This window comes from Roseicyclus amphidinii (genome assembly GCF_030163755.1).
Classification (GTDB): Bacteria; Pseudomonadota; Alphaproteobacteria; order Rhodobacterales; family Rhodobacteraceae; genus Roseicyclus; species Roseicyclus amphidinii.
Genome location: NZ_JASJOE010000048.1, coordinates 1 through 26133 on the forward strand (window position 1 = coordinate 1; position 26133 = coordinate 26133).

Annotated in this window: 27 protein-coding genes and 2 tRNA genes; 7 read left to right on the forward strand and 22 right to left on the reverse strand. The window is 66.6% G+C overall.

All coding sequences use genetic code 11. The annotated features are described in order from the left end of the window. Window positions 1-349: 349 nt before the first annotated feature. Window positions 350-1504, reverse strand: a complete 1155-nt coding sequence (gene carA / locus QQK83_RS14470) for a glutamine-hydrolyzing carbamoyl-phosphate synthase small subunit (RefSeq protein ID WP_284265393.1) — start codon at window positions 1502-1504, stop codon at window positions 350-352. Window positions 1505-1657: 153 nt separating this feature from the next. On the opposite strand from carA, the gene QQK83_RS14475 reads away from it, so the two are divergent. Then, window positions 1658-2116, forward strand: coding sequence for a GatB/YqeY domain-containing protein (locus QQK83_RS14475; RefSeq protein ID WP_284265448.1), 459 nt, complete (start codon window positions 1658-1660; stop codon window positions 2114-2116). Window positions 2117-2128: 12 nt separating this feature from the next. On the opposite strand, the gene QQK83_RS14480 is transcribed toward QQK83_RS14475, so the two are convergent. From QQK83_RS14480 to QQK83_RS14515, 8 genes are all read right to left on the reverse strand, one after another. Beyond that, window positions 2129-2299 carry a hypothetical protein gene (locus QQK83_RS14480; protein ID WP_284265395.1) on the reverse strand — a complete coding sequence of 57 codons (171 nt, stop codon included), beginning with the start codon at window positions 2297-2299 and terminating at the stop codon, window positions 2129-2131. Between the two features lie 75 nt (window positions 2300-2374). Further along, window positions 2375-3451, reverse strand: a complete 1077-nt coding sequence (locus tag QQK83_RS14485) for an AraC family transcriptional regulator (RefSeq protein WP_284265398.1) — start codon at window positions 3449-3451, stop codon at window positions 2375-2377. Between the two features lie 140 nt (window positions 3452-3591). Next, complete coding sequence (locus QQK83_RS14490) at window positions 3592-4269, reverse strand: Crp/Fnr family transcriptional regulator (RefSeq protein ID WP_284265401.1); 678 nt, start codon at window positions 4267-4269, stop codon at window positions 3592-3594. A gap of 116 nt (window positions 4270-4385) precedes the next feature. Further along, the gene (locus tag QQK83_RS14495; protein ID WP_284265403.1) at window positions 4386-4931 is read right to left on the reverse strand and encodes a DUF2244 domain-containing protein; all 546 of its coding nucleotides are present in this window, start codon (window positions 4929-4931) and stop codon (window positions 4386-4388) included. 8 nt (window positions 4932-4939) lie between these two features. Next, window positions 4940-6604 carry a cytochrome c oxidase subunit I gene (gene ctaD / locus QQK83_RS14500; RefSeq protein ID WP_284265405.1) on the reverse strand — a complete coding sequence of 555 codons (1665 nt, stop codon included), beginning with the start codon at window positions 6602-6604 and terminating at the stop codon, window positions 4940-4942. 301 nt (window positions 6605-6905) lie between these two features. Beyond that, the gene (locus tag QQK83_RS14505; protein WP_284265407.1) at window positions 6906-7568 is read right to left on the reverse strand and encodes a hypothetical protein; all 663 of its coding nucleotides are present in this window, start codon (window positions 7566-7568) and stop codon (window positions 6906-6908) included. A gap of 193 nt (window positions 7569-7761) precedes the next feature. Continuing rightward, entirely contained in the window at window positions 7762-8412 is a 651-nt protein-coding gene (lipB, locus tag QQK83_RS14510; protein WP_284265409.1) for a lipoyl(octanoyl) transferase LipB, read from the reverse strand. A gap of 4 nt (window positions 8413-8416) precedes the next feature. Next, complete coding sequence (locus tag QQK83_RS14515) at window positions 8417-9196, reverse strand: LytTR family DNA-binding domain-containing protein (protein ID WP_284265411.1); 780 nt, start codon at window positions 9194-9196, stop codon at window positions 8417-8419. A 101-nt stretch (window positions 9197-9297) separates the two neighbouring features. On the opposite strand from QQK83_RS14515, the gene QQK83_RS14520 reads away from it, so the two are divergent. The 4 genes from QQK83_RS14520 (at window position 9298) to QQK83_RS14535 (ending at window position 11796) form a co-directional block, all read left to right on the forward strand. Further along, window positions 9298-9801 (forward strand): DUF2306 domain-containing protein, encoded by a 504-nt coding sequence (locus QQK83_RS14520; RefSeq protein WP_284265413.1) that lies wholly within the window; start codon window positions 9298-9300, stop codon window positions 9799-9801. Window positions 9802-9862: 61 nt separating this feature from the next. Further along, a tRNA-Leu gene (locus QQK83_RS14525) sits at window positions 9863-9949 on the forward strand. Between the two features lie 160 nt (window positions 9950-10109). Further along, complete coding sequence (locus QQK83_RS14530) at window positions 10110-10952, forward strand: fumarylacetoacetate hydrolase family protein (protein ID WP_284265415.1); 843 nt, start codon at window positions 10110-10112, stop codon at window positions 10950-10952. A gap of 292 nt (window positions 10953-11244) precedes the next feature. Further along, on the forward strand, window positions 11245-11796 hold the full coding sequence (locus QQK83_RS14535) for a Hint domain-containing protein (protein ID WP_284265417.1): 552 nt from the start codon (window positions 11245-11247) through the stop codon (window positions 11794-11796). Here QQK83_RS14535 and QQK83_RS14540 read toward each other — a convergent pair. The 7 genes from QQK83_RS14540 to QQK83_RS14570 form a co-directional block, all read right to left on the reverse strand. Further along, window positions 11793-12722 (reverse strand): AEC family transporter, encoded by a 930-nt coding sequence (locus QQK83_RS14540; protein WP_284265419.1) that lies wholly within the window; start codon window positions 12720-12722, stop codon window positions 11793-11795. The two genes, QQK83_RS14535 and QQK83_RS14540, sit on opposite strands and share 4 nt — an antisense overlap. 4 nt (window positions 12723-12726) lie before the next feature. Further along, on the reverse strand, window positions 12727-13524 hold the full coding sequence (locus QQK83_RS14545) for an MBL fold metallo-hydrolase (RefSeq protein WP_284265421.1): 798 nt from the start codon (window positions 13522-13524) through the stop codon (window positions 12727-12729). 4 nt (window positions 13525-13528) lie between these two features. Beyond that, window positions 13529-14335 (reverse strand): TatD family hydrolase, encoded by an 807-nt coding sequence (locus QQK83_RS14550; protein WP_284265424.1) that lies wholly within the window; start codon window positions 14333-14335, stop codon window positions 13529-13531. A gap of 37 nt (window positions 14336-14372) precedes the next feature. Further along, a complete protein-coding gene (locus tag QQK83_RS14555) occupies window positions 14373-15503 on the reverse strand; it encodes a DNA polymerase III subunit delta' (RefSeq protein WP_284265426.1) in 1131 nt (376 codons plus the stop codon). Window positions 15504-15603: 100 nt separating this feature from the next. Continuing rightward, a complete protein-coding gene (tmk, locus tag QQK83_RS14560) occupies window positions 15604-16233 on the reverse strand; it encodes a dTMP kinase (protein WP_284265428.1) in 630 nt (209 codons plus the stop codon). Continuing rightward, window positions 16233-17456 carry a D-alanyl-D-alanine carboxypeptidase family protein gene (locus tag QQK83_RS14565; protein WP_284265430.1) on the reverse strand — a complete coding sequence of 408 codons (1224 nt, stop codon included), beginning with the start codon at window positions 17454-17456 and terminating at the stop codon, window positions 16233-16235. Before QQK83_RS14565 ends, tmk begins: the two co-directional genes overlap by 1 nt. 24 nt (window positions 17457-17480) lie before the next feature. Beyond that, on the reverse strand, window positions 17481-18458 hold the full coding sequence (locus QQK83_RS14570) for an SPOR domain-containing protein (protein ID WP_284265432.1): 978 nt from the start codon (window positions 18456-18458) through the stop codon (window positions 17481-17483). A gap of 223 nt (window positions 18459-18681) precedes the next feature. On the opposite strand from QQK83_RS14570, the gene QQK83_RS14575 reads away from it, so the two are divergent. Then, a tRNA-Ser gene (locus tag QQK83_RS14575) sits at window positions 18682-18771 on the forward strand. 1248 nt (window positions 18772-20019) lie between these two features. Then, on the forward strand, window positions 20020-20634 hold the full coding sequence (locus QQK83_RS14585; protein ID WP_284265435.1) for a response regulator transcription factor: 615 nt from the start codon (window positions 20020-20022) through the stop codon (window positions 20632-20634). A 116-nt stretch (window positions 20635-20750) separates the two neighbouring features. On the opposite strand, the gene QQK83_RS14590 is transcribed toward QQK83_RS14585, so the two are convergent. The 6 genes from QQK83_RS14590 to QQK83_RS14615 all read right to left on the reverse strand — a co-directional run. Further along, the gene (locus QQK83_RS14590) at window positions 20751-21194 is read right to left on the reverse strand and encodes a peptidoglycan-binding domain-containing protein (protein WP_284265437.1); all 444 of its coding nucleotides are present in this window, start codon (window positions 21192-21194) and stop codon (window positions 20751-20753) included. 384 nt (window positions 21195-21578) lie between these two features. Next, window positions 21579-23027, reverse strand: coding sequence for a tetratricopeptide repeat-containing sulfotransferase family protein (locus tag QQK83_RS14595; RefSeq protein WP_284265439.1), 1449 nt, complete (start codon window positions 23025-23027; stop codon window positions 21579-21581). 93 nt (window positions 23028-23120) lie between these two features. After that, window positions 23121-23789: a hypothetical protein gene (locus QQK83_RS14600; protein WP_284265441.1), complete on the reverse strand. Its 669-nt coding sequence runs from the start codon at window positions 23787-23789 to the stop codon at window positions 23121-23123. Between the two features lie 72 nt (window positions 23790-23861). Next, on the reverse strand, window positions 23862-24365 hold the full coding sequence (locus tag QQK83_RS14605; protein WP_284265443.1) for a hypothetical protein: 504 nt from the start codon (window positions 24363-24365) through the stop codon (window positions 23862-23864). A gap of 86 nt (window positions 24366-24451) precedes the next feature. Continuing rightward, the gene (locus QQK83_RS14610; protein ID WP_284265445.1) at window positions 24452-25336 is read right to left on the reverse strand and encodes a hypothetical protein; all 885 of its coding nucleotides are present in this window, start codon (window positions 25334-25336) and stop codon (window positions 24452-24454) included. A gap of 142 nt (window positions 25337-25478) precedes the next feature. After that, window positions 25479-26133: hypothetical protein (locus tag QQK83_RS14615; RefSeq protein ID WP_284265446.1), on the reverse strand; the 655-nt coding region annotated here is incomplete at its 5' end.

A 26133-nucleotide genomic window follows, 5' to 3' on the forward strand; every position in this document is an offset into this window, starting at 1 on the left:
CCCCCGCATCCACCGCGCCGCGCGCCTGCAGGAGCGCATCGAGCGGCAGCACGCGGCGGCGGGCGCGGGCCATCACCCCGGCGGCGGCCCGCGCCATCTCGCGCGCGTCGGGCGGGGTCGTCCGGGGCAAATGGGCAATCACGTCCGCCCGGACCGGCGGGCCGGGCGGGGAGACGGGAGCGCGCGGGGGCGCAGGCCCCTGTTCGCGCCCGGTCGGGGGAAGATCCCGGTCCATGGGGCAGCATCCGTTCAGGCACCGACCGTTTCGGTGCAGAGGGCCCCACCTTGCGCGCGCAAGGTTAACAGCGGGTTAAGCCATCACGCGCCCTGCGACGGGCGCAGCCCCCGTTCACCCGGCGGTGCGGGCGCGCATCGCCTCGGCGAAGCGTTCGAACAGGTAGAAACTGTCCTGCGGGCCTGGGCTTGCCTCGGGGTGGTGCTGCACCGAAAAGACGGGGCGGTCGGCCATGCGGATGCCGCAGTTCGAGCCGTCGAACAGGCTCACATGCGTTTCCTTCACGCCCGCGGGCAGGGTCTGGCTGTCCACGGTGAAGCCGTGATTCATCGAGGTGATCTCGACCTTGCCGGTTTCCAGATCCTTCACGGGATGGTTCGCGCCGTGGTGGCCGTGGTTCATCTTGATGGTCTTCGCCCCCAGCGCCAGCGCAAGCATCTGGTGGCCGAGGCAGATGCCGAACACCGGCAGTTCACGCTCCAGCACGCCCCGGATCATCGGCACGGCATAGACCCCGGTCGCCGCCGGGTCGCCGGGGCCGTTGGACAGGAAGACGCCGTCGGGGTTTTGCGCCAGAACCTCCTCGGCGGTGGTGGTGGCGGGCATCACGGTCACGTCGCAGCCTGCCGAGGCGAGGCAGCGCAGGATGTTGCGCTTCGCGCCGTAGTCGATCGCCACCACCTTGGGCGCGGGGATCGCGGGATCGCGCTTAGAATAACCCTCGGGCCAGGCCCAACGCATCTCGTCCCAGCGATAGGATTGCGCGCAGGTGACCCCCTTGGCGAGGTCCAGCCCCTCGAGCCCGGAAAAGCCGCGCGCCGCGGCGACCAGCGCCTCGATGTCGAAATTCCCCTCGGGGTCATGGGCCAGCGCGACGTGCGGCGCGCCCTGCTGGCGGATCGCGCGGGTCAGCCGCCGGGTATCCACGCCGCCGATGCCGATGCGGCCCGTTTTCTCCAGCCACGCCACAAGGTCACCCGTCGCGCGCCAGTTCGACGGCTCGGTCGGGTCCCATTTCACCACCATGCCCTCGGCGACCGGGTCCGCGGTCTCGTCATCCTCCGGCGTGACGCCGGTGTTGCCGATATGGGGGAAGGTGAAGGTCACGACCTGCCCGGCATAGGACGGGTCGGTCATGATCTCCTGGTAGCCGGTCATCGCGGTGTTGAAGCACAGCTCGGCCACGCGGCTGCCGGTTGCGCCGAAGCCGCGACCGAAGAACAGCGTTCCATCGGCGAGGGCGAGGCAGGCGGTGGGTTTGGCGGGCATGGCGGCAGCTCCCCTTGGCGCGCGGGTGGGCAAATTGGCGGTGTCCTACGGGGGGCGCGGCCCGCGGTCAACCCGCACACGCAGGGTGTTGTTGCCGCGGGCGGCATGGCCTATCTGGCAGGTTCGGGATAGCGATGGGGGATCACCATGCCCATGGATCTGCGCGAGCGCATCGGCGCCGGCCTCAAGGAGGCGATGCGCGAGAAGGACGCCACACGGCTCGGCACGCTGCGGCTGATCAATGCCGCCATCAAGGACCAGGACATCGCCGCCCGCGGCGAGGGCCGTGGCGAGACCGTGGACGAGCAGGCCGTGCTCGGCATTCTCGGCAAGATGGTCAAGCAGCGGCAGGAAAGCGCCCGCGCCTACGAAGAGGGCGGGCGGCTGGAACTGGCCGAGAAGGAGCGCGAGGAAATCTCGATCATCGAGCAGTTCCTGCCGCGCCAGCTGTCCGAGGACGAGGTGACGGCGGCCATCGACGCGGCCATCGCCGAGATCGGGGCCGAGGGGCTGCGCGACATGGGCCGCGTGATGGGCGCGCTCAAGGCGCGCTACACAGGCCAGATGGATTTCGGCGCGGTCGGCCCGGCCGTGAAGGCGCGGCTGGCCTGAGCGCGTCCCGCCTCAGCCCCGCGTGTCGCAGGCGACCGGGGGCGCGGGCGGGCAGAGTGTGAACAGGCCGCAGAAGGTGCCGGGCGCGGGAAAGTCGCCGGGGCCGGGGATCATCGGGATGGTCTGGCCTGTGGCGGGCAGGGCGGCGAGCGTCAGGGCAGCGGCAAGAAGCAGGGGGCGCATGGGGATCTCCGTAGCGGGGTTTCGATGCCCCGCAGATGACCCGCCGCCCCGCCGCCCGCGCGCCTGTTTCGGAATTCAGTGCATGTTCGCGCGGATCGGCGCGGCATTCGAAGGATCGGCCTGCGCCGGTCCGTCCAGCGCCGCGCGGCGATATTCGGTCGGGCTTTGCCCGGTCTCGGCGCGAAAGGCGCGGTTGAACGGCCCGAGCGAGGCGAAGCCGGTCTCGTAGGCGATTTCCAGCACCGTGCGGCCCATCTGGGCCGGGTCCGACAGGGCGGTCTGCGCCGCCTCGATGCGGGCGCAGTTGATGAAGCTGGAAAAGTTGCGATGCCCCAACCCGCGGTTGATCGCCCGGCGCAGCCGGTGTTCCGGCACGGCGAGCCGTGCGGCAAGTGCGCCGATGGTCAGCCCCTCCTCGCGCCAGATGCCGCCCTCCATCGCGGCCTCGATCCGGGCGATCAGCGCGGTGTCCTCTCCCGCGGGGGCGGCTGCGCGGGCTGGGCGGAGCGCCTCGGCCGCGTCGGTGATACCGGGCCAGCGCGTCGCGTCGGGGCGCAGGATCCAGACGGCGAAGGTCAGCGCCAGCGTCAGCGTGCCGCCCGACTGCACCAGCGCGAACCACGGCGTCGCGGGGTCGACGCCGCCAACCACCTGTGCGCCGGTGGCGAACAGCCCGTAGCCCGCGATGGCGGCGGCGAAGCCGGGCCGCGCCTCGCAGCGGCACTCGACGAGGTCTTCGCGCGCCGACCACAGGGCAAGGCCGAAGAGCCCCGCGAAGAGGATCATCGACAGCACGCCGCAAACGACTGGCGAGGCGCCCGTCCATTCCGTGACCAGAAGCGCGCCCGAGACGACGCCCGCCGCGGCCAGCCACGGCCAGCGCGCCAGCGGCGGATCGAGGAAGATGGTCAGCAAGAGCCATGTCACCGCGAGCGGCATGGCGCTGGCCAGCATCGAAAGCTGTGCCGCAAGCGCGGCCGGAAGGTCCGGTCCGGTCGGGCCATGGACCAGCAGAAAGGCGCTTTCGGTGACGGCCACGGCCAGGATCGACATGCGCCCCTCGCGGGCGATGGGCGCGCGCCACATCAGCCCCGCCAACAGGAGCAGCAGCGCGATGGCACCGCCGCGAAGCGCGAGGTCGATCTGGTCCATGGTCCTTGTCCATTCGGCCGCCGGTCCCGTGCCGGCGCGGGCATCCTAGCCAATCAAACGCCGTCCGGCTTGCCGATTTCGGAAAAAGACGGGCCGATTTCTCGATCCGGTCGACAACCGGGAAAGGCGGTGGCCGAAGATCAGGGGGCCGGTGGCGTGGCCGGGACGACGGGCGCATCCCCGCCCGCATCGCCGCGTCCGGCCAGGGCCGGTGCGGGCGCTGCGCCCAGTTCCATCAACCTGCGCGTCACCGTCCGCATCACGGCAAGGCCGAAGCCCGGATCTTCGAACTGCAGGCGCAGGAACTGCGCTTCGTCGAGGTCGTGGATCTCGATATCGTCCAACGCGCGCGCCGTGGCGGTGCGGGTCGCGGCCTCGGTGAAAAAGGCGATCTCGCCGAAGATCTCGCCCGCTTTGATCTCGATCCCCATCTCCTCGATGCGGACACGCCCGCGCGACAGTAGGTAGATCCGGTCGACCGCGTCGCCCTTGCGGAACAGCACCGTGCCCGCGGCCACCCTGCGGCGCGTGCCGTAGCGGCGGATGATGTCGAACTCCATCGTCCCGCCGCTTCCGCGCGCCACCTTGCGGCGCAACGACAGAAGTTGCCACAGCCGGTAGAGGTTGATCGGCAGCAGCGTCGCCTCCATCGCCACCAGCGGCCAGAGGCCCAGCAGCCCGCCATAGGCGAGGAAGAACAGCGACGACACGATCGCCAGCACCCGCAGGAGCAGCATCGTGTTCATCGCGTATGTGGCGATGGTGAGGCCCGAGGCGATCCAGCCAAGGGATTCGATGAAGACGGTGTAGGGTTCCATGTGACTCGTACTCGGAAAAGGGAACGTGCAAGTCTGTCGGGCCGGTGTGCCCGGGCGCGACCTGCGCCACGCCCGGGCTTGTCAGGGGGCGGACGGCCCGGCCGGCTCGTCCCGTGTCAGCCCGGTGACCGGATGGCCCCCAGCGCACGCTCCAGCGTGTCCTTGAGGCCCAGCCGTTCGGGCGGGGTCAGGAACGCGCCGATCTCGACCTCGCGCGTGCCGCCCTGAAGGGTCAGGTAGTTCTCGACCGGCCCGCCCCGCGTGTGCAGGGCGACGCGCACCCAGTAGGGGTTCGCCTCCCAGTCGAGGGGGGCGCCGCGCCGTGGCTCGTGCCGCTCGAGCCGCACGAGGTCGTCCCAGATCACCAGCTCCTCGCGGATCTCGCGGTCCCGCCACGAGCGTTTCAAGGCGGCCCAGATCGCCCAGAGCGCGCCGAGGATGAAGGGCAGCAGGAACCAGAACACCGGGTTCCCGAGGATCGACAGAAGCGGGATGGCGATGAGAGCCGCCGTTGCGCCGATGAACCACACGAAGCCTTCGGGCGTCAGCGACTTGTGCGGCGTCAGCAACAGGCGCAGCCGCGGCGCGCCGTGTCCGTCACGCGAAAGGGCCCCGGTGGTGTCCCGGGGCCCCTCTGTCTGGGTTTCGATGCGAACCGGCATGGGCCCTGTCAGTGGTGGGGTTGCTTGTCCCACATCTCGCGCGTCGGAAGCTCCTCGAAGGTGTGCTCCGGCGGCGGGTTGGGCAGGGTCCATTCCAGCGTGTCGGCATGCTCGCCCCAATAGGCGGGCTCGGTCACCTTCTGGCCGAAGCGCAGGGCGTAGAAGACCATGCCGATGAACAGCAGGAACGAGGCGAAGGAGATGAAGGCGCCGATCGAGCTGACGTAGTTCCAGAGCGCGAAGGCGTCCGGGTAGTCGATGTAGCGGCGCGGCATCCCCTGGCGGCCCAGGAAGTGCTGCGGGAAGAAGGTCAGGTTGGCACCGATGAAGAACATCCAGAAATGCACCTTGCCGACCAGTTCCGGATACTGCCGGCCCGACATCTTGCCGAACCAGTAGTAGATCGCTGCGAAGATCCCGAACACGGCACCCAGGCTCATCACGTAGTGGAAGTGGGCCACGACGTAGTAGGTGTCGTGATAGGCCCGGTCCACGGCGGCCTGGCTGAGTATGATGCCCGTCACCCCGCCCAGCGTGAACAGGAAGATGAAGCCGATGGCGAACAGCATGGGCGTCTTGAAGGTGATCGAGCCCTGCCACATCGTTGCGATCCAGCTGAAGATCTTGATGCCCGTGGGCACCGCGATCACCATCGTCGCAACCATGAAATAGGCCTGCTGCGTCAGCGTCATGCCCACGGTGTACATGTGGTGCGCCCAGACGACGAAGCCCAGGCCACCGATCGCCACCAGCGCGTAGACCATCGGCAGGTAACCGAAGATCGGCTTTTTCGAGAAGGTTGCGATGACGTGGCTGATCACGCCGAAGGCCGGCAGGATCACGATGTAGACCTCGGGGTGACCGAAGAACCAGAAGATGTGCTGGAACAGCACCGGGTCACCGCCGCCCGCGACGTCGAAGAAGGTGGTCCCGAAGTTGCGGTCTGTCAGCAGCATGGTGATCGCACCCGCCAGAACCGGCAGCGACAGCAGCAGCAGCCATGCGGTCACGAAGATCGACCAGGCAAACAGCGGCACCTTGTGCAGCGTCATGCCGGGGGCGCGCATGTTGAGGAAGGTGGTGATGATGTTGATCGAGCCGAGGATCGAGCTGGCGCCCGAGACGTGGACGGCGAAGATGGCGAAATCGACCGCGCGGCTGGTGGGCGCATCCTGCCACGACAGCGGCGGGTAAAACGTCCAGCCGGGGCCCGCACCGCCGTCGATGAAGACCGCGCAGAAGGCCAGCGCGGTGCCCGCGACATAAAGCCAGTAGGACAGGTTGTTCAGGCGCGGGAACGCCATGTCCGGCGCGCCGATCATGAGCGGCATGAAATAGTTGCCGAACCCGCCGAACAGCGCGGGGATGACGACGAAGAACATCATCAGCACGCCGTGGCCCGTGATCATCACGTTCCACAGGTGCCCGTCGGGGGTGCATTCCCCCTCGGCCGCGGCCGACAGGACGCGTGCGCCCTCGGCGCACATGTACTGCACGCCCGGTTCCATCAGCTCCATCCGCATGTAGACGGTGAAGATGACCGAGATCAGACCCACGAAACCTGCGGTGAACAGGTAGAGGATCCCGATATCCTTGTGATTGGTGGACATGAACCACCGGGTGAAGAAACCCGGGCGCTCGTGGTCATGACCCTGAAGGGCGGCGTCTGCCATGTGAAACTCCTGTTGTCGCTCGTCGGCGGGGGCCTGTGCGGTCTGCGCACATGCCCGCGTATCCTATGCCCCGTTCTAGAACGCTCCCACCAGTCGCGCAATGTTGCTCGCGTCAATGAGCCGCGCATGTGGGTGAGGAAAATTGTCTCAGATCAAGGCGCGGCGGCGCGTCATGCGACACGCCGCGCGGCCGGACGATCAGGCGGCTGGGCGACAGACGGGGACGAGCGGATGCGCAAGCCGCTGCCTGCGCAATCCGGGTGCCGGCAGGCGGCGTTCCTTGCGGGGCCGGGCGGCCCCGTCAGCTGCTGATGTCGATCGCGTCGACGTAAGCGCCGACATTGTCCAGCGGGCCCGTGCCGCGCAGGTAGAACATGTTGTCGCCGTTGCCGGAGCCGCCGGTCAGTTCCACCGAGTATTGCGACATGCTGCCCACGGTGGGGGTGATCGTCTGGATGACCTCGCCGCCCCAGATCACCTCGATCCCGTTGTTGCCGATCGCGTCGCCCGCGCTGAATGTCGCGGTGTAAACCTGTCCGGTGACCGCGCCGTCGACGGCCTGCCCGAGCGAGATGTTACCCGGCGACGACTCGAGGTCGAGCATCCACTCGCCATCGGTGGCCTCGATGCCGAACGATCCGCTTGCGACAAGCTCGGCGTTGGTGTCGCCGTCGTTGGTCCAGCCGAGCACCGCGCCGTTCGAGGCGTAAAGGCCCCATCCCGCCTCGATCATGCCTTCGATGTCCTCGAACGAGGCATTCGTCAGCCGGTTCACGTCGAAGCGCGACGTCATCGTGAGGTCTTCGAGCAGGAACTCCTGGATCTCGCCGGTCAGGTCCCCGACGCCGCCCGAGACCACGCCGGCCGCTGCAAGGCCGACACCGACCAGCCCGGCGGTCAGGACCACGTAGTCGACCGTGACCGCGCCGCTCTCGTCATCGCAAAACCGCTCGATACTCAACATAGGTTCGAATCCCTCAAACAGATCGCCGCGCGATGCCCGGTTGGTCCCGTTCCGCGCCAGAACGACCGATTCTCTAGCCCCGGCTTTGGGCCAAATTCGGGCAGCTTCTGGGCACCGGCACGAAAGTCGCTGCGTGTCATGCGGGGCGTCGGCCCCTGGGGCAGGTCTGCGTGATTGCTGCGTCAGGGCGGGGTCACGCCCCGAACGCGGCCGCGAACCCGCGCGCAAGCGCGACGTCGAGGTCTTCCATCGTGACCGGAAGCCCGAGATCGACAAGGCTGGTGACCCCGTGCCCGGTGATGCCGCAAGGCACGATCCCCTCGAAATGCGACAGGTCGGGGTCGTGGTTGATCGACAGCCCGTGAAAGCTGACCCATTTGCGCAGCCGCACGCCGATGGCCGCGATCTTGTCCTCGCGCGGGGTGCCGTCGGGCAGGGCGGGCTTGTCGGGGCGCGCGATCCAGACGCCGACGCGGCCGGCCCGGATCTCGCCGCGCAGGTTGAACTCGGCCAGCGCGGCGACCACCCAGGTCTCGAGCGCGGCGACGAAGGCGCGCACGTCGCGCCCGCGCCGGTTGAGGTCGAGCATCACGTAGACCACGCGCTGACCGGGGCCGTGGTAGGTATACTGCCCGCCGCGCCGCGTTTCGTGGACCGGAAAGCGGTCGGGGTCTCTCAGGTCCTCGCGCCGCGCGCTGGTGCCCGCGGTGTAGAGCGGCGGGTGTTCCAGCAGCCAGATGCATTCCTCGGCCTCGCCACGGGCGATGGCCTCGGCGCGGGCCTCCATGAAGGCGAGCGCGGTTTCGTAGTCGGTCAGCCCCCCCGAGATCTTCCACTCGACCATCGCTTCACCGGGGCAGAAGCCCCGCCTCCCTGATCTTCGGCAGATGGGCGCGGCTGACCGGCACCTCGCGGCCCCCCGGCAGCGTCAGGATCGCCCGGTCGCCCTCGCGCCGCGCGGCCTGAACGGCCCCCCATGCCACCCAATGCGACCGATGGACCTGCGCGCCGGGCACATCGCCTGTTTCGCGCATGGCGTCCGAAAGGCGCAACAACAGCAGCTCTTCGCCGCGCGAGGTATGGACGCGGACATAGTGATCCTCGACGCTCAGCGACAGGAGCGCGCCGCGCTTGTCCAGCGGCAACCGTTCGAGAATGCCCGGAGGCTGCGGCGCGGCGGTGTCAAAGGCCGCGGTTGTGGCGGGGTCGGCGGTGGAGGCCACCTGGAAGACCACGGAGAGGATCGCGGCGATGGCCATGACGTTCAGCGCCAGCGCCACGAGATCGCCCCCGCTCGGCCAATAGCCCAGGGCAAGCCCGTTGAGCAGGTAGACCAGCGCCAGCACCCCCGGCCCGGTCACGCCCGCGGCGATCACGATCCGCGGCATCAGCCGGTCCGGCGACAGCCGCCGGGCGAGCGCATCGCCCGCGTAACCCACCGAATAGCTCGCGCCGACCAGCCCCAGCCAATAGGCAAGCCGGGGCAGGGCGGTCATCACCTCGGCGGTGCCGAAGGGGCCGACGAGGGCGAGGATCGCCGCAGCGCCCGAGAGTGCCGTCGCCCGCACGGGCTGCACCATGTGGTGCCGCCATTCACGAAGCGCGGATTGCGGGACGGTGTCGTTCACGAAAACCTCTCGTCATCGGGCGCAAGGGCGCTGGGCGCATCGGGGGGCGTTGCCGAAGAGATAGCCAATCGCAACCCCGTCGCCAAACCGAAAGCTTCATCATGTCCTTCGATCCGATCCTGACCGCCCCCTTCACGATCCAGCTGCATCTCGCCTTTGCGGCCCCCTCGGTGGTCATCGGCACCTTCGTGCTGTTCTGGCTGCGGCCGGGGCGCTGGCACACGCGCCTGGGTTACGCGTGGGTCACCAGCATGGCCGGGCTGGCGCTGACCGGTTTTCTGATCCCCAGCGAGATCCGCCTGATCGGCTCGGTGGGGCCGCTGCACCTGTTCTCGGCGCTCACGCTCTGGAGCCTGTGGACCGGCATCGGCCATGCCCGCGCGGGCAATATCGCGGCGCATCGCGCCACCTTCGAGGGGCTCTGGTTCGGCGGGATCGTCTTGGCGGGGCTGTTGAACTTCATTCCCGGACGGACGGTCAACCGCGCGCTTCTCGGCGCGCATTGGGAGCAGGGCTGGTGGGTCATCGCGCTGGGCGCGCTCGTGCTGGCGGCGCTCTGGGCGCGGCGAAACCTGCCCGCCCTGCGCAACGTGGGCCGGACGTGATTTTTCCGCTTGAGGTGGCGGGCGGGTTGGTCTAGTCACCCGCCACCAAGCCAAGGACAGTGCGGTCGTGGCGGAATTGGTAGACGCGCAGCGTTGAGGTCGCTGTGGGGTAACTCCCGTGGAAGTTCGAGTCTTCTCGACCGCACCAATCCTGGCCTGGTCAGCCCGACATTTCGGCGACAAGCGGCGGGTTCGGCCCGCCCGATGCCGTCGTCCCTGCTGCTGCCGGCAGGCGTGCTTTGGGCCGTGACACCCCTGATCGCCTGTGCTTACTACCACCCGGAACCGGGCAGGGGAGGGAGACCGCCATGAAATTCATGCGTATCGGAGAGATCGGGGCCGAACGCCCCGTGGTGCAGGCCGAGGACGGCAGCTGGCGCGACATCTCGGGCGTGATCCCCGAGATCGGGCCTGAAACCCTTGCCGATCTGGCAACGCGGCTGGCGGGCGTTGCGCGCGACGGCTTGCCGGTCGTCGACCCCGACGGGCAGCGCCACGGCGCGCCCATCGCGCGCCCGCGCAACATCTGGTGCATCGGGCTGAACTACTCGGACCACGCCGCCGAGGCGGGCATGCCGGTTCCCAAGGAGCCGATCCTTTTCACCAAGCCGGGCAGCGCGCTGGGCGGGCCGACCGACCCGATCCCGCTGCCCAGGGGCTCGGTCCGCCTCGACTGGGAGGTCGAGCTGGGCGTCGTCATCGGCAAGCCCGCGCTGAACATCGCCGAGGCCGAGGCGATGGACCATGTCTTCGGCTATGTCGCGGCCAACGACATCTCGGAACGCGATTGGCAGATCGAACGTGGCGGGCAGTGGTCCAAGGGCAAGGGCTATCCCGGCTTCTGCCCCTGCGGTCCCGTTCTGGTCACCCGCGACGAGATCGCCGACCCGCAGGCGCTGGCGATGGAGCTGTCGGTGAACGGCGTCACGATGCAACAGGGCAGCACCGCGACGATGATCTTCGGGGTGGCCCATATCGTCGCCTATCTCAGCCGCTTCGTCCTGCTCGAGCCCGGTGACCTGATCCTGACCGGCACGCCGCCCGGCGTGGGCATGGGCAAGACCCCGCCGGTCTACCTGTCCGACGGCGACCGTGTCAGCCTGAGCATCGCGGGGCTGGGCCGGCAGGACACGCCCGTGCGCGCGGACTGACGCGCAGCGTCAAGTTCTTGAAATCCCGTCACGTCGGGCGGCCATGGATGACACGCATGGCCGGCCCGGCGTAACGTCGGCTTGGCCGTGGCCGGTCCGGCCCAACCCGGCACGCCGCGCCGGGCCGGACCCTGCGTGGCGGTGCGGCGTCCCCGATGGGGCGAAAACAAGGCGGCTCATGCTCCGACATCGCAAACATGCCTTGGTCGGCACCCAATCCGGCCGGATTGGTTTCCTAATGGTTAATGGCACCTGCTGGTGTGTGTGTACGAGTATCTCAAGGAACTGTGTCATGTCCGCTCCGATCGACCCCCATGCATTCGAGAAATGCCTGTCTCAGCTGCTGTCGCGGCTTGCCCCCGAAGCCACCCTGCACGGCGCGGTCAGCACCTCCACGGGGTTCGTTGCCGGAACGCGGATTGCGACGCCGATGGGATATGTCGCGGTCGAGCGTCTGGCCGTGGGCGACCCGGTGCTGACCTCCTACGGCCGCGTGGCCTGCATCGACGCGGTCGGGGTGTCCCTCGTGACCGTCACGCCCGAGACCGCGCTGGTCCGCATCGAGACCGGCACGCTGGGTAACATCTCTCCGCTGCGGCTGGGGCAGGGGCATCGCATCAGCCTGTCGAACTGGAACGGAGAGAACCTGCGCGGGTCCGACGCGGTTCTGACCAACGCGCTGTCGTTGGTGAACGGACAGAACGTCACGCTCGAGGTGCCGACCGAACCGGTCGAGTTCGTCCAGCTGATGTTCGAGCGCCCCAATATCGTGCTGGCCGAGAACGTGCCCTGCGAAACGCTCTGCATCGGTGAAGACCGGATCGCGCAGCGCGACGCGGCCTAACCCACCAGCCAGATCCACGCGGTCGCGGTCAACACGGTCAGGGCGGTTCCGATCAGGATCGAACTGGCCACCACCCGCCGCGCCGCGCCATACATGTCGGCAAAGATATAGGTGTTCACGCCCGGTGCCATCGCCGCCGTGACCACCGCGGCCCGCAGCTGGTCCTGGTTCAGGCCCGCCACCGTGCTTCCCAGCGTCCAGGCGATCGTCGGATGCACCAGCAGCGAGATGCCGCAGATCATGGCGATGACGCCCGCGTCCCCCTCGGGCTTGTAGCGGTAGAGCACGCCGCCAAGCCCGAACAGCGCCGCGGGCAGGGCTGCGCGGATCATCAGCGCCAGCGCATCCTCGAGGATCACGGGAATGGGCAACCCGGTGAGGTTGACGGCGAACCCCAGCCCGATCCCGATCATCAGCGCGTTGCGGAAGATCGCCCTGGCCACCGTGCCTGCCAGCGCAAGCCCCCCGGTTTCGGCGCGCACGATCTCCATCGTGACGATGCCGAGCAGGTAGCAAAACGGCGCATGCACCGCGACGATGGCGTAATTCGGCCCCAGGCTTTCGATGCCATAGGCCCGCTCGCCGATGGCAAGCCCCAGCAGCACCGAGTTGGCGAAAAGCGCGCAGAAGCCGATGGCGACGCTGTCCACCCATGGTCGTCCGAAGCCGTAGCGCGCGCCGCACATCGCCCCGAAGAAGGCGACGGTCGAGCCCGCGTAATAGCTGGCGAGGAGCCGGAGGTCGAAATCCGCGCCCAGGTCCAGCGTGGCGATGGCCGAGAACAACAGGCAGGGAATGGCGAATTTCTGCGTGAAGACCATCAGCCCGTCGACGGCGGCATCCTTGAACAGCCCGCGCCAGACGGCGAGGTAGCCCGCGCCGACCACGAGGAAGACCGGCATCACGATGGCGAGAATGTCGCCCAAGCCCTCAGACCTCGTAGGTCAGCGTCAGCCCGTCATGGGCGGGGGTGATGTGCTCGGGCGTCTCGGCGGCGACGGTCGCGTAATCGAGGTCGATATGCATGTTCGTCAGAACGGCGCGGCGCGGCTGCGCACGGGCGATCCATTCAAGCGACCGCTCGAGATGCGCATGGCTGGGATGCGGCGTGCGGCGCAGCGCGTCGAGGATCCAGCAGTCGAGCCCGTCCAGAACCGGCCAGACCGCGTCCGGAATGTCGGAGACATCGGGCAGGTAGGCCAGGTCGCCGATGCGGAAGCCCAGCGAGTCGATGTTGCCGTGTCGCACCTCGAAGGGGGTCAGCCGGATCTCGCCGCCCGGCCCGTCGATCACCACGTCGCCCTCGATCCCGTTCAGGTCGAGGATCGGCGGATAGGCCGAGTTCGGCGGCTGCACGAAGGCATAGCCGAAGCGGTTGAGCAGGTCGTTCTGCGTCGCCCCGTCGGCCCAGACCGGCAGGCGCTGGCGCATGTTGAAGACGATCATCCTGAGGTCGTCGAGCCCGTGGGTGTGATCGGCGTGGGAATGGGTGAAGACCACCCCGTCAAGCCGCCCGATGCCCGCATCGAGCAGCTGCGCCCGCAGGTCAGGGGAGGTGTCGATCAGCACGGCGGTCTCGCCGTCGCCCTCGCGCCGCCGGATCAGCAGAGAACAGCGGCGGCGGGTGTTCTTCGGGTTCTCGGGGTCGCAGTCGCCCCAATGCCCGCCAAGCCGGGGCACCCCGCCCGAGGAGCCGCAGCCGAGAATGGTGAAGATCAGCTGGGCCATCGGGTCACGCCGCCTTGGCCCAGGCCGCGGCCTTCCAGAACAGCCGGTCGAAATTCGCGGAGGTCGCCCGCGCGAAGGCGGAATAGTCGAGGCCGAAGACCTCGGCCCCGACGCGGGCGGTATGGGCGGTATAGGCCGGCTCGTTGCGCTTGCCGCGATGGGGCGGAGGGGCGAGATAGGGGCTGTCGGTCTCCAGAAGGATGCGGTCGAGGGGGGCGGCGGCGAAGATCTCGCGCAGTTCCTGCGACTTCGGAAAGGCCGCGATGCCCGACATCGACAGGTAGAAGCCCAGCTCCAGCGCCGCCTGCGCCAGCTCGGCGCTGGAGCTGAAGCAGTGCATCACGCAGGAATAGGCGCCCGCGCGATGTTCCTCGGCCAGGATGCGCGCCATGTCCGCGTCCGCGTCGCGGGCGTGAATGATGAGCGGCAGATCGGTCTGGCGCGCCGCCTCGATATGCAGGCGCAGGCTTTCTTGCTGCAACGGCTTGCTGTCGGCCGTGTAATGGTAATCGAGACCGGTCTCGCCGATGCCGACGAATTTCGGATGGCGCGCGAGCGCCACCAGCTCCTCCACCGTGGCGAGCGGTTCCTCGGCGGCGCTCATCGGATGGGTGCCCGCCGCCCAGAAGACGGGCGCATGCGCCTCGGCGATGGCGCGCACACTGGCGGCGTTCCTGAGCCTTGTGCAGATCGTCACCATCCGCGTGACGCCCGCGGCCTGCGCACGGGCGACCACCTCGGGCAGCTCGTCCTTGAGGCTGTCGAAATCGAGGTGGCAATGGCTGTCGACGATGTCGGGGGTCTCGGGCATCACACGGCTTTCGGGGCTTTTGGAGCGTTCGGGGCTGTCAGGCCGCGGGAAGCTGCGCGGCGGTCCGGTCGAGGTCGAGGAACATATCGAAGATGAGCGCGGCAGGGTCAAGGTTGACCGCCTTGCCGCGCCGCGCGCGCTGGGTGAGCGTGGCGGCGAGCTCCGCCCAGGCCCGCGCGGCCTGCGCGTCGGGCGACAGGCGCGCCAGCGTTGCGGCTTCGCCTTGCACGATCTCGGGCAGGCTCTCGCCGGTGACGCCCGTCCGCGCGAGCCGCGACAGCGCGGTGTCAAGGAGCGAGAGCGTCAGGTCGAAGCGCGCCTCGCCGGTCTTGCCCTGCGTGGCATCCGCCAGCCGCATCGCAAGCGGCCGGTCGAGCCGCGGCAGGCTGGAGAGAAGCGCCAGCAGGTCGCCGTAAAGCCCAAGCCCGTCATGCGCCAAGAGCCGCACGGCCTCCCCCACCGAGCCGCCCGCCAACTCCGCCAGCCCCGTCGCGTTCCCGGGTGCTGCATGGCCCGCCTGCTCCAGCGCGGCCTGCAGGTCGCCCGTGCCGAGCGCGCCCAAGCGCAACGTCCGGCAGCGCGAGCGGATCGTCGGCAACAGGCCCGAGGGCCGATGCGAGATCAGGAAGAGGACGGCGTTTTTCGGCGGCTCCTCCAGCTCTTTCAGAAGCGCGTTCGCCGCCGAGGGGTTCATCTCGTCGGCGGTGTCCACGATCACCACGCGCCGCCCGTTGCCGCCCGCCGACATGCCGAAGAAGGATTTCACACGCCGCACCTCGTCGACGCGGATCACGTCCGACAGCGCCTTGCCATCGGGCCGCGGCCCGCGGCGGATCAGGCACAGGCCCGGCTCGGAGAGCGCGCGCAGCCGCGCCGCGACCGGGTGGCCGTCGTCGATGTCGAGGGTGTCGGGCGGGGGCGGGGCCCCGAACAGCCCGTCGCCCTCGTCGATGGGCGTGGCGAGAAGAAACCGCGCCGCGCGCCAGGCGAATGTTGCCTTGCCCACGCCGCGGGGGCCGGTCAGAAGCCAGCCATGCGGCAGGCGGCCCGAGGTGACGGCCGACAGGAACGCCGCCTCGGCCTCGGTGTGACCGAAGAGCCGCGCGGTGTCGCGCGGGTGGGGCGCGCCGTCGAGGCGGTCGGGTTCCGGCAGGGTGTCATCGGTCATTCCCACGTCCTAACACAGGGGCCGGGCGGCGGAAAACTCGAGTTTTCCGCACCGGAAATCTGCAGATTTCCGCCCCCGCAAAACGGCAGTTTTGCGCCCCTCATCCCAGGCGTGCCGCCACGGCCGTGGCGACGGCCCCGGCGATGCTGTCCGCGTCTTGCGACGCGTCGATCAGCACGCAGCGCCCCGGCGCCTCGGCGGCCAGCGCGCGGAACCCGTCGCGCAGCTTTTCCTGGAAGGGCAGGCCGAACTCCTCGAACCGGTCCTCGCCCGACCGCCGGGCCAAGCCGCGCGTCAGCGCCACCTCCGGCTCCATGTCGAGGATCAGCGTCAGGTCCGGCTCGATCCCGATCACGCGGGCGTGGATGTCATCGACCAGCCCGCGCAGATCGCCGCGGGTGGCGCCCTGGTAGACGCGGGTCGAGTCGGCGAAGCGGTCGGTGATCACGTCCCGCCCCTGCGCCAGCGCGGGCCGGATCGTCCGCTCCAGGTGGTCGCGTCGGGCGGCGGTGAAGAGCAGGATTTCGGTCTCGGGCGACCAGCGGTCGGGATCGCCCTCGACCAGCAGGCGGCGGATCTCCTCCGCCCCCGGCGCGCCGCCGGGCTCGCGCGTCAGGACCGGGTCGCGCCCGCGGGCGCGCAGCCACTCGGCCAGCCGCCGCGCCTGGGTGGACTTGCCCGAGCCGTCGATCCCCTCGAGGCTGACGAACAGCCCCCCCGCCCGCGGCATCAGCCGCCAGCCGTGATCGGCACCGGGGGCGGTCCGATCAGCTCGTAAAGCACGGCGCGTGCGGCGGTGCCCAGACGGGTCAACATGCCGCCCTCGGCGACGGTCCCGGTCGCCACGAGCGGGATCACATGTTCCACCGCGTCCTGGCCTTCGCCCAGCGTCACCCGCAGCGTGCCCAGCTCCGCGCCTTCCGCGACGGGGGCGATCACGGGGCTGATGTAGCTGACCTCGGCGCTCAGGGCGGGCTCGCCCACCGCGGGCAGCAGCAGCGCAAGATCCGACGCGGGGGCAAGGCCGACATCGGCGGCCGCCCCCATGAAGACAGGCGCGCGGGCCATCTCGGTGCCTGCCTCTACGACCTCGCGTTCGACGAACTGGCGCAGCGCCCAGCTGGTGATCCGCTCCGCCTCGCGCGCGCGGGCCGCGGCCGAGGGCAGGCCGGTGATCACGAAGGTGATCCGCCGTCCGCCCTGCATGGCCGAGCCCACCAGCCCGTAGCCCGCTTCCTGGGTATGCCCGGTCTTGAGCCCGTCGGCCCCGATCCCCATGCCCAGCAGCGGGTTGCGGTTGAAGCGGTTGGCGGGCGAGCGGTTCTCGTAGTCGAACTCGGTCTCGGCGAAATAGTCGTAGTATTCGGGATGTGCAGTGATGATCTCCTCGGCGAGGATGCCGAGATCGCGCATGCTCATGACGTGGCCCGCTGTGGGCCAGCCGCTGCCGTTGCGGATCGTGGTCTGGTTCATCCCCAGTTCGCGCGCGCGCTCGGTTGCGATCCGGGCGAACCCCTCCTCGGTGCCATCGGGGCTGAGGGCCTCGGCCAGCGCGACCGAGGCGTCGTTGCCCGAGACGATGATGACGCCGCGGATCAGGTCCTCGACCGTGGGGCGGTCGGAGGTGTTGAGAAACATCGTCGATCCGCCGAAGCTCATCGCGTGTTCGCTGACCGGAAGGCGCGTCTCGAGCGTGAGGCGGCCCTCCTGCAGCGCCTCGAAGGTCATCAGAAGCGTCATCAGCTTGGACATGGACGCGGGCGGAAGCGGCACATCCGCATTATGCGCCAGGAGCACCTGCCCGGTGCCGTGATCGACGACATAGGCGGCCCGCGCCTCGGTCTCGAAACCCTGCGCCGTGGCCGGCAGCGCCGCGGCACAGGTCAGGGCAAAGGCAAGCGCCGCCACGAATGCGGCGGCGCGGTGGGGCAGGGCGGTTATGGCGGCGGTCATTCCATGTCCTGTTCTTGGGTCACGTCACCTCGTGACGAAATAGGCGTCTCCGAACCCGAGACCGCGCACCGTCTCCAGGATGGCGGCGCGATCGTCCGAGGTCCGGGCCGGCCCGACGACGACACGCCAGAAGCGGCCGCCGTTCGAGCTCTGGTCGTAGATAGTCGGCACAAGACCGGCATTGCGCAAGGCCTGCCCGGTGTTGTTGGCGTTTTCCTGCACGGAGAAGATGCCGATCTGGACAAAGGGCCGCTCGAGCGTGGAGGCCGCTGTGCTGGCGACCGAGGGGCTGCGCGCGGGCGAGGCGGACGGCGCGGGCGAGGCGGACGGCATCGACGGCGCGCTCTGGGCCGCGGCCAGCTCCTCGGCGGCACCGCGGTTTGCGCTCCGGGCGGTTTCCGCCGCGATCTCGCTTTCGGCGATGGCCGCCTCGGCGGCCGCGATGGGATCGGCAAGCGAGGTTGCCGTGATCGCCGCCGGTTCGACCGCGGCCAGCGTCGCCTCGGCGGACGGCGGCTCGACCGTGGGCGCGATGACCGGATCGGGCACCTCTTCGCGGCGCAGGGCCGTGACCTGCAACAAGGTCGGATCGCCGGCCAGAATGTTCAGCGCGGCCGCTGCATCCGAGGAGACCATCAGTTCGGGCCCAGGATGATCGCGCTCGCGCCGGAACAGCGCGCCGATCACGAAACGGCCGTTTTCCTCGTTGCGGATGATGACGCGCTCGGGGTCGTCTGCGGTCGGATGCGCGACCCACACGCCGCCGAGCGACGGCCGTCCGTCCCACAGCCCGTCTTCGGTCACCTCGAACACGTCGGGGGCCTCGATGTCGCGCTCCACCAGCCGGGTCGCCCCCAGCGGTGCAGGCCCGTCGTTTGTGGCGTTGCGCGTGCCGACATTGCCGAAGGGCTGGAAGGTCTCGGTGCAGGCGCCCAGGGCGAAGACGGCACATGCGCCGAGAAGAAGCCGGGCGCGCCGCGGAAACGGAAAGGATCGGGTCATTTGCTGCTCTGTCCGCACTCGATCGGTGCCATGCCGACACCGTTTGTTATCCGGGGCACCGTCTTGCGCGCCGCTCCCGGTCCTGTTGCGCGAAAGATAGCCGGTTTCGCACGATCTGAAAACCCGTTTGGCACCGGCCTGAATTCGCCCGACCCGACGAACGCGAAACGCAACGATACGACACCTTTCAGAATCGCCGCTCCCGCCCTACTGGGAGTGCGCCGGAGGAGTGGCCGAGCGGTCGAAGGCACCGGTCTTGAAAACCGGCGTGCGTGAAAGCGTACCGTGGGTTCGAATCCCACCTCCTCCGCCAACGCTGCTCTGTTTCACGACCCCCGTGTTCACGACCCCCGTGTTCACGGCTCCCGTGACGGGTTCATCTCGTGGATCCAGCGTGATGGCTGGCAAGCATGAGCAGACCCACACCACCGATCTACAGGACCTTTCTGGCCAGCCTGCAACGAAGCGCACAAGCGCCATGGCTCGTGACGGCGGCAGTGTCCCGGGTGGGGATGTAGACGGCCGCGCGCGGGGGCTCTGGCGTAGCGCAGTGCGCGGTTGCGGGTGACCTTGGCGGTCACCGCCGATCTTCGGAGAAGGTTCGGGTCGAAAGACCTTGAACCTGGAATCGAGATGACGATGCAGGTTCTGTTCGGCATGCGCTCCGGCAGACTATCATGTTCGTCTGGCGGCCGGTGCGTCCGCTTGGCCTCGACTGGACGGTGCCTGACCCAAGCACGCTATCCTGTCGTCAGAACCCCCCGGTCGTCGATACCCCCCCCTTGCCGTGGGCCCAAGGGCCCGCTCAACCTGCGGATCCCTTTCGGGACCATGCCGCCCTCCAATCCCGCAGGAACGCGGCGCCTTGGGCAACCGTCACCTCCGGTGCCGTGGCTCGGAAAGAGGCCTTGCGCGCTGCGAAAAACCTCGGTCGATTGCCCGGTCGTTGAACTCCAGGTGTGGATTGTGCCGTCGTGAACGGCTCCACTGCGCTCGACAGACCCGTCACGCACGCAGCGGAACAAGCCTGTCCCGCGAACGGAACCCCCGGCGTTCAACCGATTTGTGCAACAGCATCATCTTGCCCCTGCCTTCGCGCAAGCGTGGGCAAAGCGGCGGGACGTGATTTCAGAAACCCATCTCTTTAGAGGGGAGAAATCCGAAAAATATTACATTTGAAAACTATCTCTTGGTGTCGGTTGTTGCGACTTTTGCGGTAAACTCGCCGCAGAGTTGGCCAGGCTGCGAATGCGCAGGGAACATATCCGAACGATAGCTCCCTGGGGGATCCGCCGCGCGGTCACGTGAGAGACGATCAAACGAAACACGTCGCATCGTGAGAAGCGCGCTCGAAAAGTCGGAGTTGAACGGCTTTCGGGCGGGCGGTTGGTGATCTGCGTTCTTGGTTGAAGGGCAGAAAGTCTTGCCCGGTGGGTTTTCTTTCCCGAAGCGCCCTTGGGCCTTTTGGTATGTTTTAGCAGATGCTTCGCCAGCGTTTCTTGCGGATCTCCGCCCGGTCGGGGGGATACGTGCGACCAGAAAACGTGGTGAACACAGGCCGATGAAAGTATTGATTGCAGACGACCACATCCTGCTGGCGCAGGCGATTGCCGATATTCTGGAACGCTCGGGAGAGCTGACGGTGAACGTCGTATCATCGCGGCAGGCTGCCCTCGAGGCGCTCGCCAGTCAGTCTTACGACGTCATGCTGCTCGATCTGCGGATGCCCGGCATGTATGGTCTGTCCAGCGTCGTCGAGATCGTCACGCAGTGGAAGGACACGAGCATCGTGCTCTTCACCGGCAACCTCGACCGCAAGTTCCTTGACGATGCGATGGAGGCCGGTCTTCGGGGCTATATCCCCAAGTCGATGCCGTTGAAATCCCTCGAGGTCGCGCTGCGATTGATCCACACCGGGCTGGTGTTCGTGCCCCAGGTCGAAGCCGAGGCGGAACAGGCTCAGGCGGGGAACGGCGCGGGCGAGAGCACCTTGACCGACCGTGAACTGCACGTTCTCCGCTTCGCGTCGGAAGGCGCGACCAACAAGGAAATCGCCCGCCTTCTGGCCGTGCCGGAGACCCAGATCAAGATGCTGATGCGTAGCATCTGCTTCAAGCTTCCCGCGCGAAACCGGGCACATGCAAGCGTGATTGCGCGGGAGCGGATGTTGATCTGATCGTGGCCGCGCCGCAACCTGCTCCTGCGCGTCGATGGTCTGGCTTTTCGGCGCCATGGACGATCCGCCCCGCTGCCGTTCACGCGGGCGGGGCGGTTTGTCGTCCGGGGCTTCGCTCAGTTCCGGTAGTCGTAGTACATGTGCTGGACCCGCCACGGTGCGGTCGGTGCATGGAACGGAACCGGCACGACAGCGATCTGGCCGCGCGTCATGGGCTCGGTGACGTAAGCGGGCACACCATGAAGGACAACATGGGGCAGGGTGCGCAGATCATGACGGACCACAGGCACGATCCACGGGCTGGACAGCTGCTGCGCCAGGCGCAGCCCATGCATCGTGTGCGGACCCGCGATGCCGTCGATGGCTCCGCCATAAAGCCCGTGACTGCGCAGGCTGCGCTGCAGGACCCGCACCAGGTCGCGGTCGCGGAGGTCGGCGTGCTGCGCCAACGCGGCGACCTCGTGCACGCCGAGCGGCGCAGTTCCCTGCGCTTGCGACGGGGCGGCCAGGCCGACGGCGCCGACGGCCATGGCAAGGGCGAAGAGGGTGGATTTCAACATGCTGGGCGTTCCTCTCGATTTCGGGATGGTGACGGCGGGAATCGGTCCGGGCCGTCCGGCTCATGCAGGAGTTGGTAGCAAACCCAACCGCTTGACGCGCCAAGGCAAAAGATCGGAGATGATCTAAAGATTTCCTGCCGCGTGAGCGGCGGACGCAGCAGATCATCTGCCCCCTGCGAAAAAAGGTCCGATCGTCGTCGAGGTTCTTCGTAAATATGTCTTCAACATCCGGGTGGTCGTGGCAGCATGGCACGCCGGTAGAAGTCAGCCGGATGTCTTGACTGTCGAATTATTCATGAACTGACCTAAGGCCAGGTGCCAAACATCACGGGGCAGGACAGCATGGATTGCACAATCCGTTTTTGCGACATTTCAGCCCTTCGGTCACACCTCGTTCAACTTTGAAAAAGCTTCCGCGAGGAAGGGCTCAAACTTGCGCCATCCATCGGAGCTGCCCTTGTAGATGCTTTGCTGTACCTGCATTTGTGATGCAGTGCGGACGGCCCGTTTGTTGTTTTGCGGCTCAAGGCACGCATCCTGCCAATCCAACCCCAGCGCTGCGATAAGTTTTGGGATTTCAACATGCGGGTTGGCGACAAGCTCTTCGTATCTGATCTCGATCATTTCCCCGTTCATATGCTCGCGGTGGAAATCCATGAGATCAAGGTACATGTTGTAGTATGCAACGGTGTCTTCGATGGACCACGAGTAATGCATTCCCTTTCCGCTAAAAAACTGTTTGAAGTTGGACCAACACGTTGCTCGCGGATCGCGCGTCACATGGATAATCTTGGCCTCGGGAAAGCATCGTGGAATAAGGCTTGCGAACCGAAAGTTGTGGGGTAATTTGTCTGTAAAGTAAGGCGTTTCGAGGTTGGTCTTCTCGCAGTATTCGTAGTATTGACTGCGCACCTTGGTAAGGTGCTCAGGCCGAAGATCTTGTTGATGAACAATGTTGGTGAAGGCAAGTCGTGACAGCAAGTTCAGCTCACCACCGGGCGTGACCTGTGTGTGCTGCGATATTATTTGTTCAAGCAGCGTGGTTCCTGAGCGTGGCATTCCAATTATAAATATTGGTGTGTTGGTTAATTCTGACTCTTCAACATCAAAAGAAGTATTTTGGACTTTTTCAAGTGCTGATTTGACGGACGTCAGCTCTTGTTCCGAAAGTATCCTATCGTATCCTAAAAATGCTCGTTGGCAGGCGCCGCCTTTTTCATAGCTTTCAAAGGCCTCTTTTAGTCTGCCGATATCTTCCATTGCTTTTGCATGTGCATAATGGAGGTTTGCAAGGCTTGAGTCCTTGTGCAGGCCAGAGTCAATCAGGGCTTCTATCCTTGATATTTGAGGGTCGTCGTGTGTGTACCTTTTCAAGTTGCCGATACGACGGTGGATTTCTGCATCGGATGGGTTGAGGCTAAGGCAAGTCTCGAAATACTTTCGCGCGGCTTTCGGGTCGTTCTTTAGCATGCTCAGTTCGCCAAGCGTGCGATAAATGACGGGGGATGAGGGCTGCAGTTTCTTCGCGTGATGAAGAGCTTTTTCCGCAGCTATGTATTTCTCGGCCTTGATGAGTGTCTTCGCCAATGAAATGAAGCCAGCCGGATAGGCTGGTGCAAGTGAAAATGTTATCGCGTAGGATTTTTGCGCTGAATCAAAGTCGCCAAGGTCAGCCTGCACCTCGGCAAGGATCATTTGAAGTGGAGCGCACCTCGGATGTTGCGCAACATATGCTTCTATTTTTCGCAGCGCTTTGGTTTTGTTGAGCTGAAAGAGTATATTTACTTCTGCAGCTATTTCTTTAATTCGATTCTCGCCAATCTGGCTGTTCATGATCTCGGCCTCCATTCCTGACTGGCGTTTGCACTACGGTTGGGTGCTTGCATCGCCTCAGCGTCTTGGCTGGCGATAGTTTGTTTGGATTTATCAGTTATTAATGACGATCGAGATTGTTCCCGCGGATTGAACGCCGACGGCGTTGGTGGAAATTTCGTCCATCTCCACATTCCCGATGCGCCCGGAAACAGAGACGCCGCCGTATACATTTCCCGTATTCCGGCTGTCGTTTGACAAGACCAGTGGGCCGGTCGTCTGCACGATGATCGGCTCGGGCGCTTCGCTTGTGCCGGAGAGGGCGTTTGCTCCTGGCGCGAGAGCAGGACCCGCATCCGACACGCCGACATGTGTGGGCGACGATTGCAAGCCGCCAGTCAACGCGCCACCGGTCAGCGGAAGCAGATCCGGCGACACAAGCAGCGGGCCCTGGCGCACACCCACGTCGATGGTCCCGGTCTGAATCACGCCGGTCACGCCGGTCGAAACCTCGGTGATGGTAATGTCGGGGGCGGGTGCGGTCTCGACCCCGTCGGTCACGACCCCGGCATCCAGATCGGCCATTTCGGGGGGGGCAACGGTCGTCGGGGGGCGCACGTCTACCGTAACCCCCCCGTCAAGAAGGGCCGTGTTCAGGCTGGCATTCAGGAAGAGGGCGTTGAAACTGTCGGCGGTCTGCAGAACGTCCTGCAGCGGCCCCTCCGCATGCGCGGGCAAAACCGACAGGATGCAGACGACACAAAGTGCAGCAGGTGTTTTCATGCGATTGCCCCGATCAGGTGCGGCGTTTGCAGGATTGACGGTCCATCAAGGATGCCATGACGCGAGGCAAACCTAGTCGAGGGCAGTTTGCGCAACCGGCGCGGTCAGCAAATCCAAGGGCTGATCCATCTGCCCGGCAACCAGCGGCTCTATGGACGCCATCGTGTCCACAAGCTGGTCCGCGGTTCCCGATTGCAGGGTTTGCCCAAGGTGAGAACTCCGCGAAATCGGGGTCACGCGCGGGACCGGCGGCACGCCCTCCACGCCGGGTACGGGGGGCACACGCGGTGTCAGGGGCACGGCGCGTGCAAGTCCGGGCATGTCCGGCATGATCGGCACGGTCGGTGTTCCGATGGCATCGGGGCGCGGCGATCCAACTTGCGTCCTGATGTCGTTCACGATCAGCGTGGTTGTCGTGGAAACCCCCTGCAGCGAACTGGTGAGCGACTGCACCGTGTTCAGGGCGCGGCTGAGAACGCTGTCGAAGTCCTGTGCGTTGGCAGCAGGGGAAAGGCCCATCAAGGCCAGTGAAATCAAACAGGATCGGATGCGCAGCCGTCGAAGCGAGAGTGTCATGGCACGAACCTCCTGAAAGACTGTGACCATGGGCGAAGGTTCGCCCATGGTAGGACCCGAACTCAGGGTCATCAGGAAAGGTGACCTTACTGGCCGACGAGAGCCTGCGTCAGGTTCGACGCGTTCTGGTTCACGTCCGCAGCAATGTCACCCGTGTTCAGAGCACCGATGAGGGTGGTCGAGACGGTATCGACGTTCGCCATCAGCTGATCGACGTTGACGCTTGCATCAACGACGGTCGCCATGTTGGTGGCGAGGTTCGCCAGCTGCAGGTCACCCGGCTGGAAGTACTGTGCCGAGTTGGCCAGCGACCCGGTGGTCTGTGCGACCGACTCGAGCTGCATGTTGGCCATGGCGAGCGTGTTTGCCGCGATGCCGTTGTCGCCGCCGTTCTGACCGATGACACCGGTGTTCAGTGCACCGATGACCGTGGTGGTCAGGTTCGACACGCTGGTCTGCAGCGCATCAACGGTGAGTGCCGGATCGAAGAAGTCGATCGCGGTCGTGCCGTCAACGGTCTGCGACACGCCCTTCAGGAGACCGGCAAAGTCGTCGCCACCCGCGATGTCGGTGAGGGTGATGACCGTGGTCCCGGTGGCGGCAGCAACTGCTGCGTCATAGTCTTCCTGGTTGCCAGTGAAGGTATCCGTGCCATCAGTCCACGTGTAAACCGGCGAACCAAACACGACATCCGCAGTGAGTTCTGCCAGCAGCTCGTCAACGTTCGCCGACTCGAGCACGTTGATCGAACCGTCGAGGTTGGCGAGGTTTTCTGCCGCGTTGGTCATGGAGACCTGCACATCCGTAGCCGCTGCCAGAATCTGCGTCAGCAGGCTGGCACCAGTGGTGATGTTTGCGTTGTCGTCCACCACCGTGAAGTCGGCGTCAGCGCCGTCATTGGCCGACTGCGCGAACGCTGCGCCGGACAGTGCGATCATTGCGATCGCGGAAGTAGCAAGAAGCTTTTGCATGTTTCTTCTCGTTCATTTTGGCGACGACTTCCCCTCGTGTCGTCGTTGGGTTCGGGGAATGCTGAGGGGTCCCCGGTTCTGGCTGAGGTGCCTCTTGCGAGATCACCCCAGATTTGCCGCCCCGGCCTGCGGGACGGCAAATTCATGGGCTTCCACCAAGTGAAAGCGTCGGATCGGGTTCCGGCCCTGCGCCGCCGGGCTGCACCAAGACCTGGGGGGCGTTGGGTGCGGCGGTTCCGGTTGCGGCAGCAGGGCCGGGCCCACCTGGCATTGCGCCGGTGGGATCTGCTATGACACGTGACCGAGCGGGTTCGGCTTGCTCGGCCGGTGCGGTGTTCATCGTCAAAGGCGGGTCGGCAGGGGCCTCCGGCTGGGCAGGGGCCTCGGGCTCGAGTTGGGGTTCGGCCTGCAGGGCCTCGTAGGCGGCCATCGCGTTTTCCATGGCCTCCTGCACGACAACGGCCGCGGCATCGCCCTCGGGGCCGGAGAGGCCCAGTTCGGCCGCCCGTTGAAGGATCTGCAACGCCGCCCGCGCCAGCTGCATGGCTTCGGCGGTCTTGTTGGCGCGCACGTCGCCTTCCTGCGCGCCCTCCGCCTCGGCGGCGGCCGAAATCGCCTGCACGGCGGCGACGGTTGCGCGGTTGGTCAGTTCCCGGACCTGTGCCTCGACCGAGCGTTCGGCCGCGTCCCGCGTTTGCCCCGCCGCGGCGACCTGGTCGAGATGAAACCGGCGGGCACCGGCAAGACCCGGATCGTGGCCCATGTCCCCTCGCGCGGGCTGATCAGATCGGAAGAGC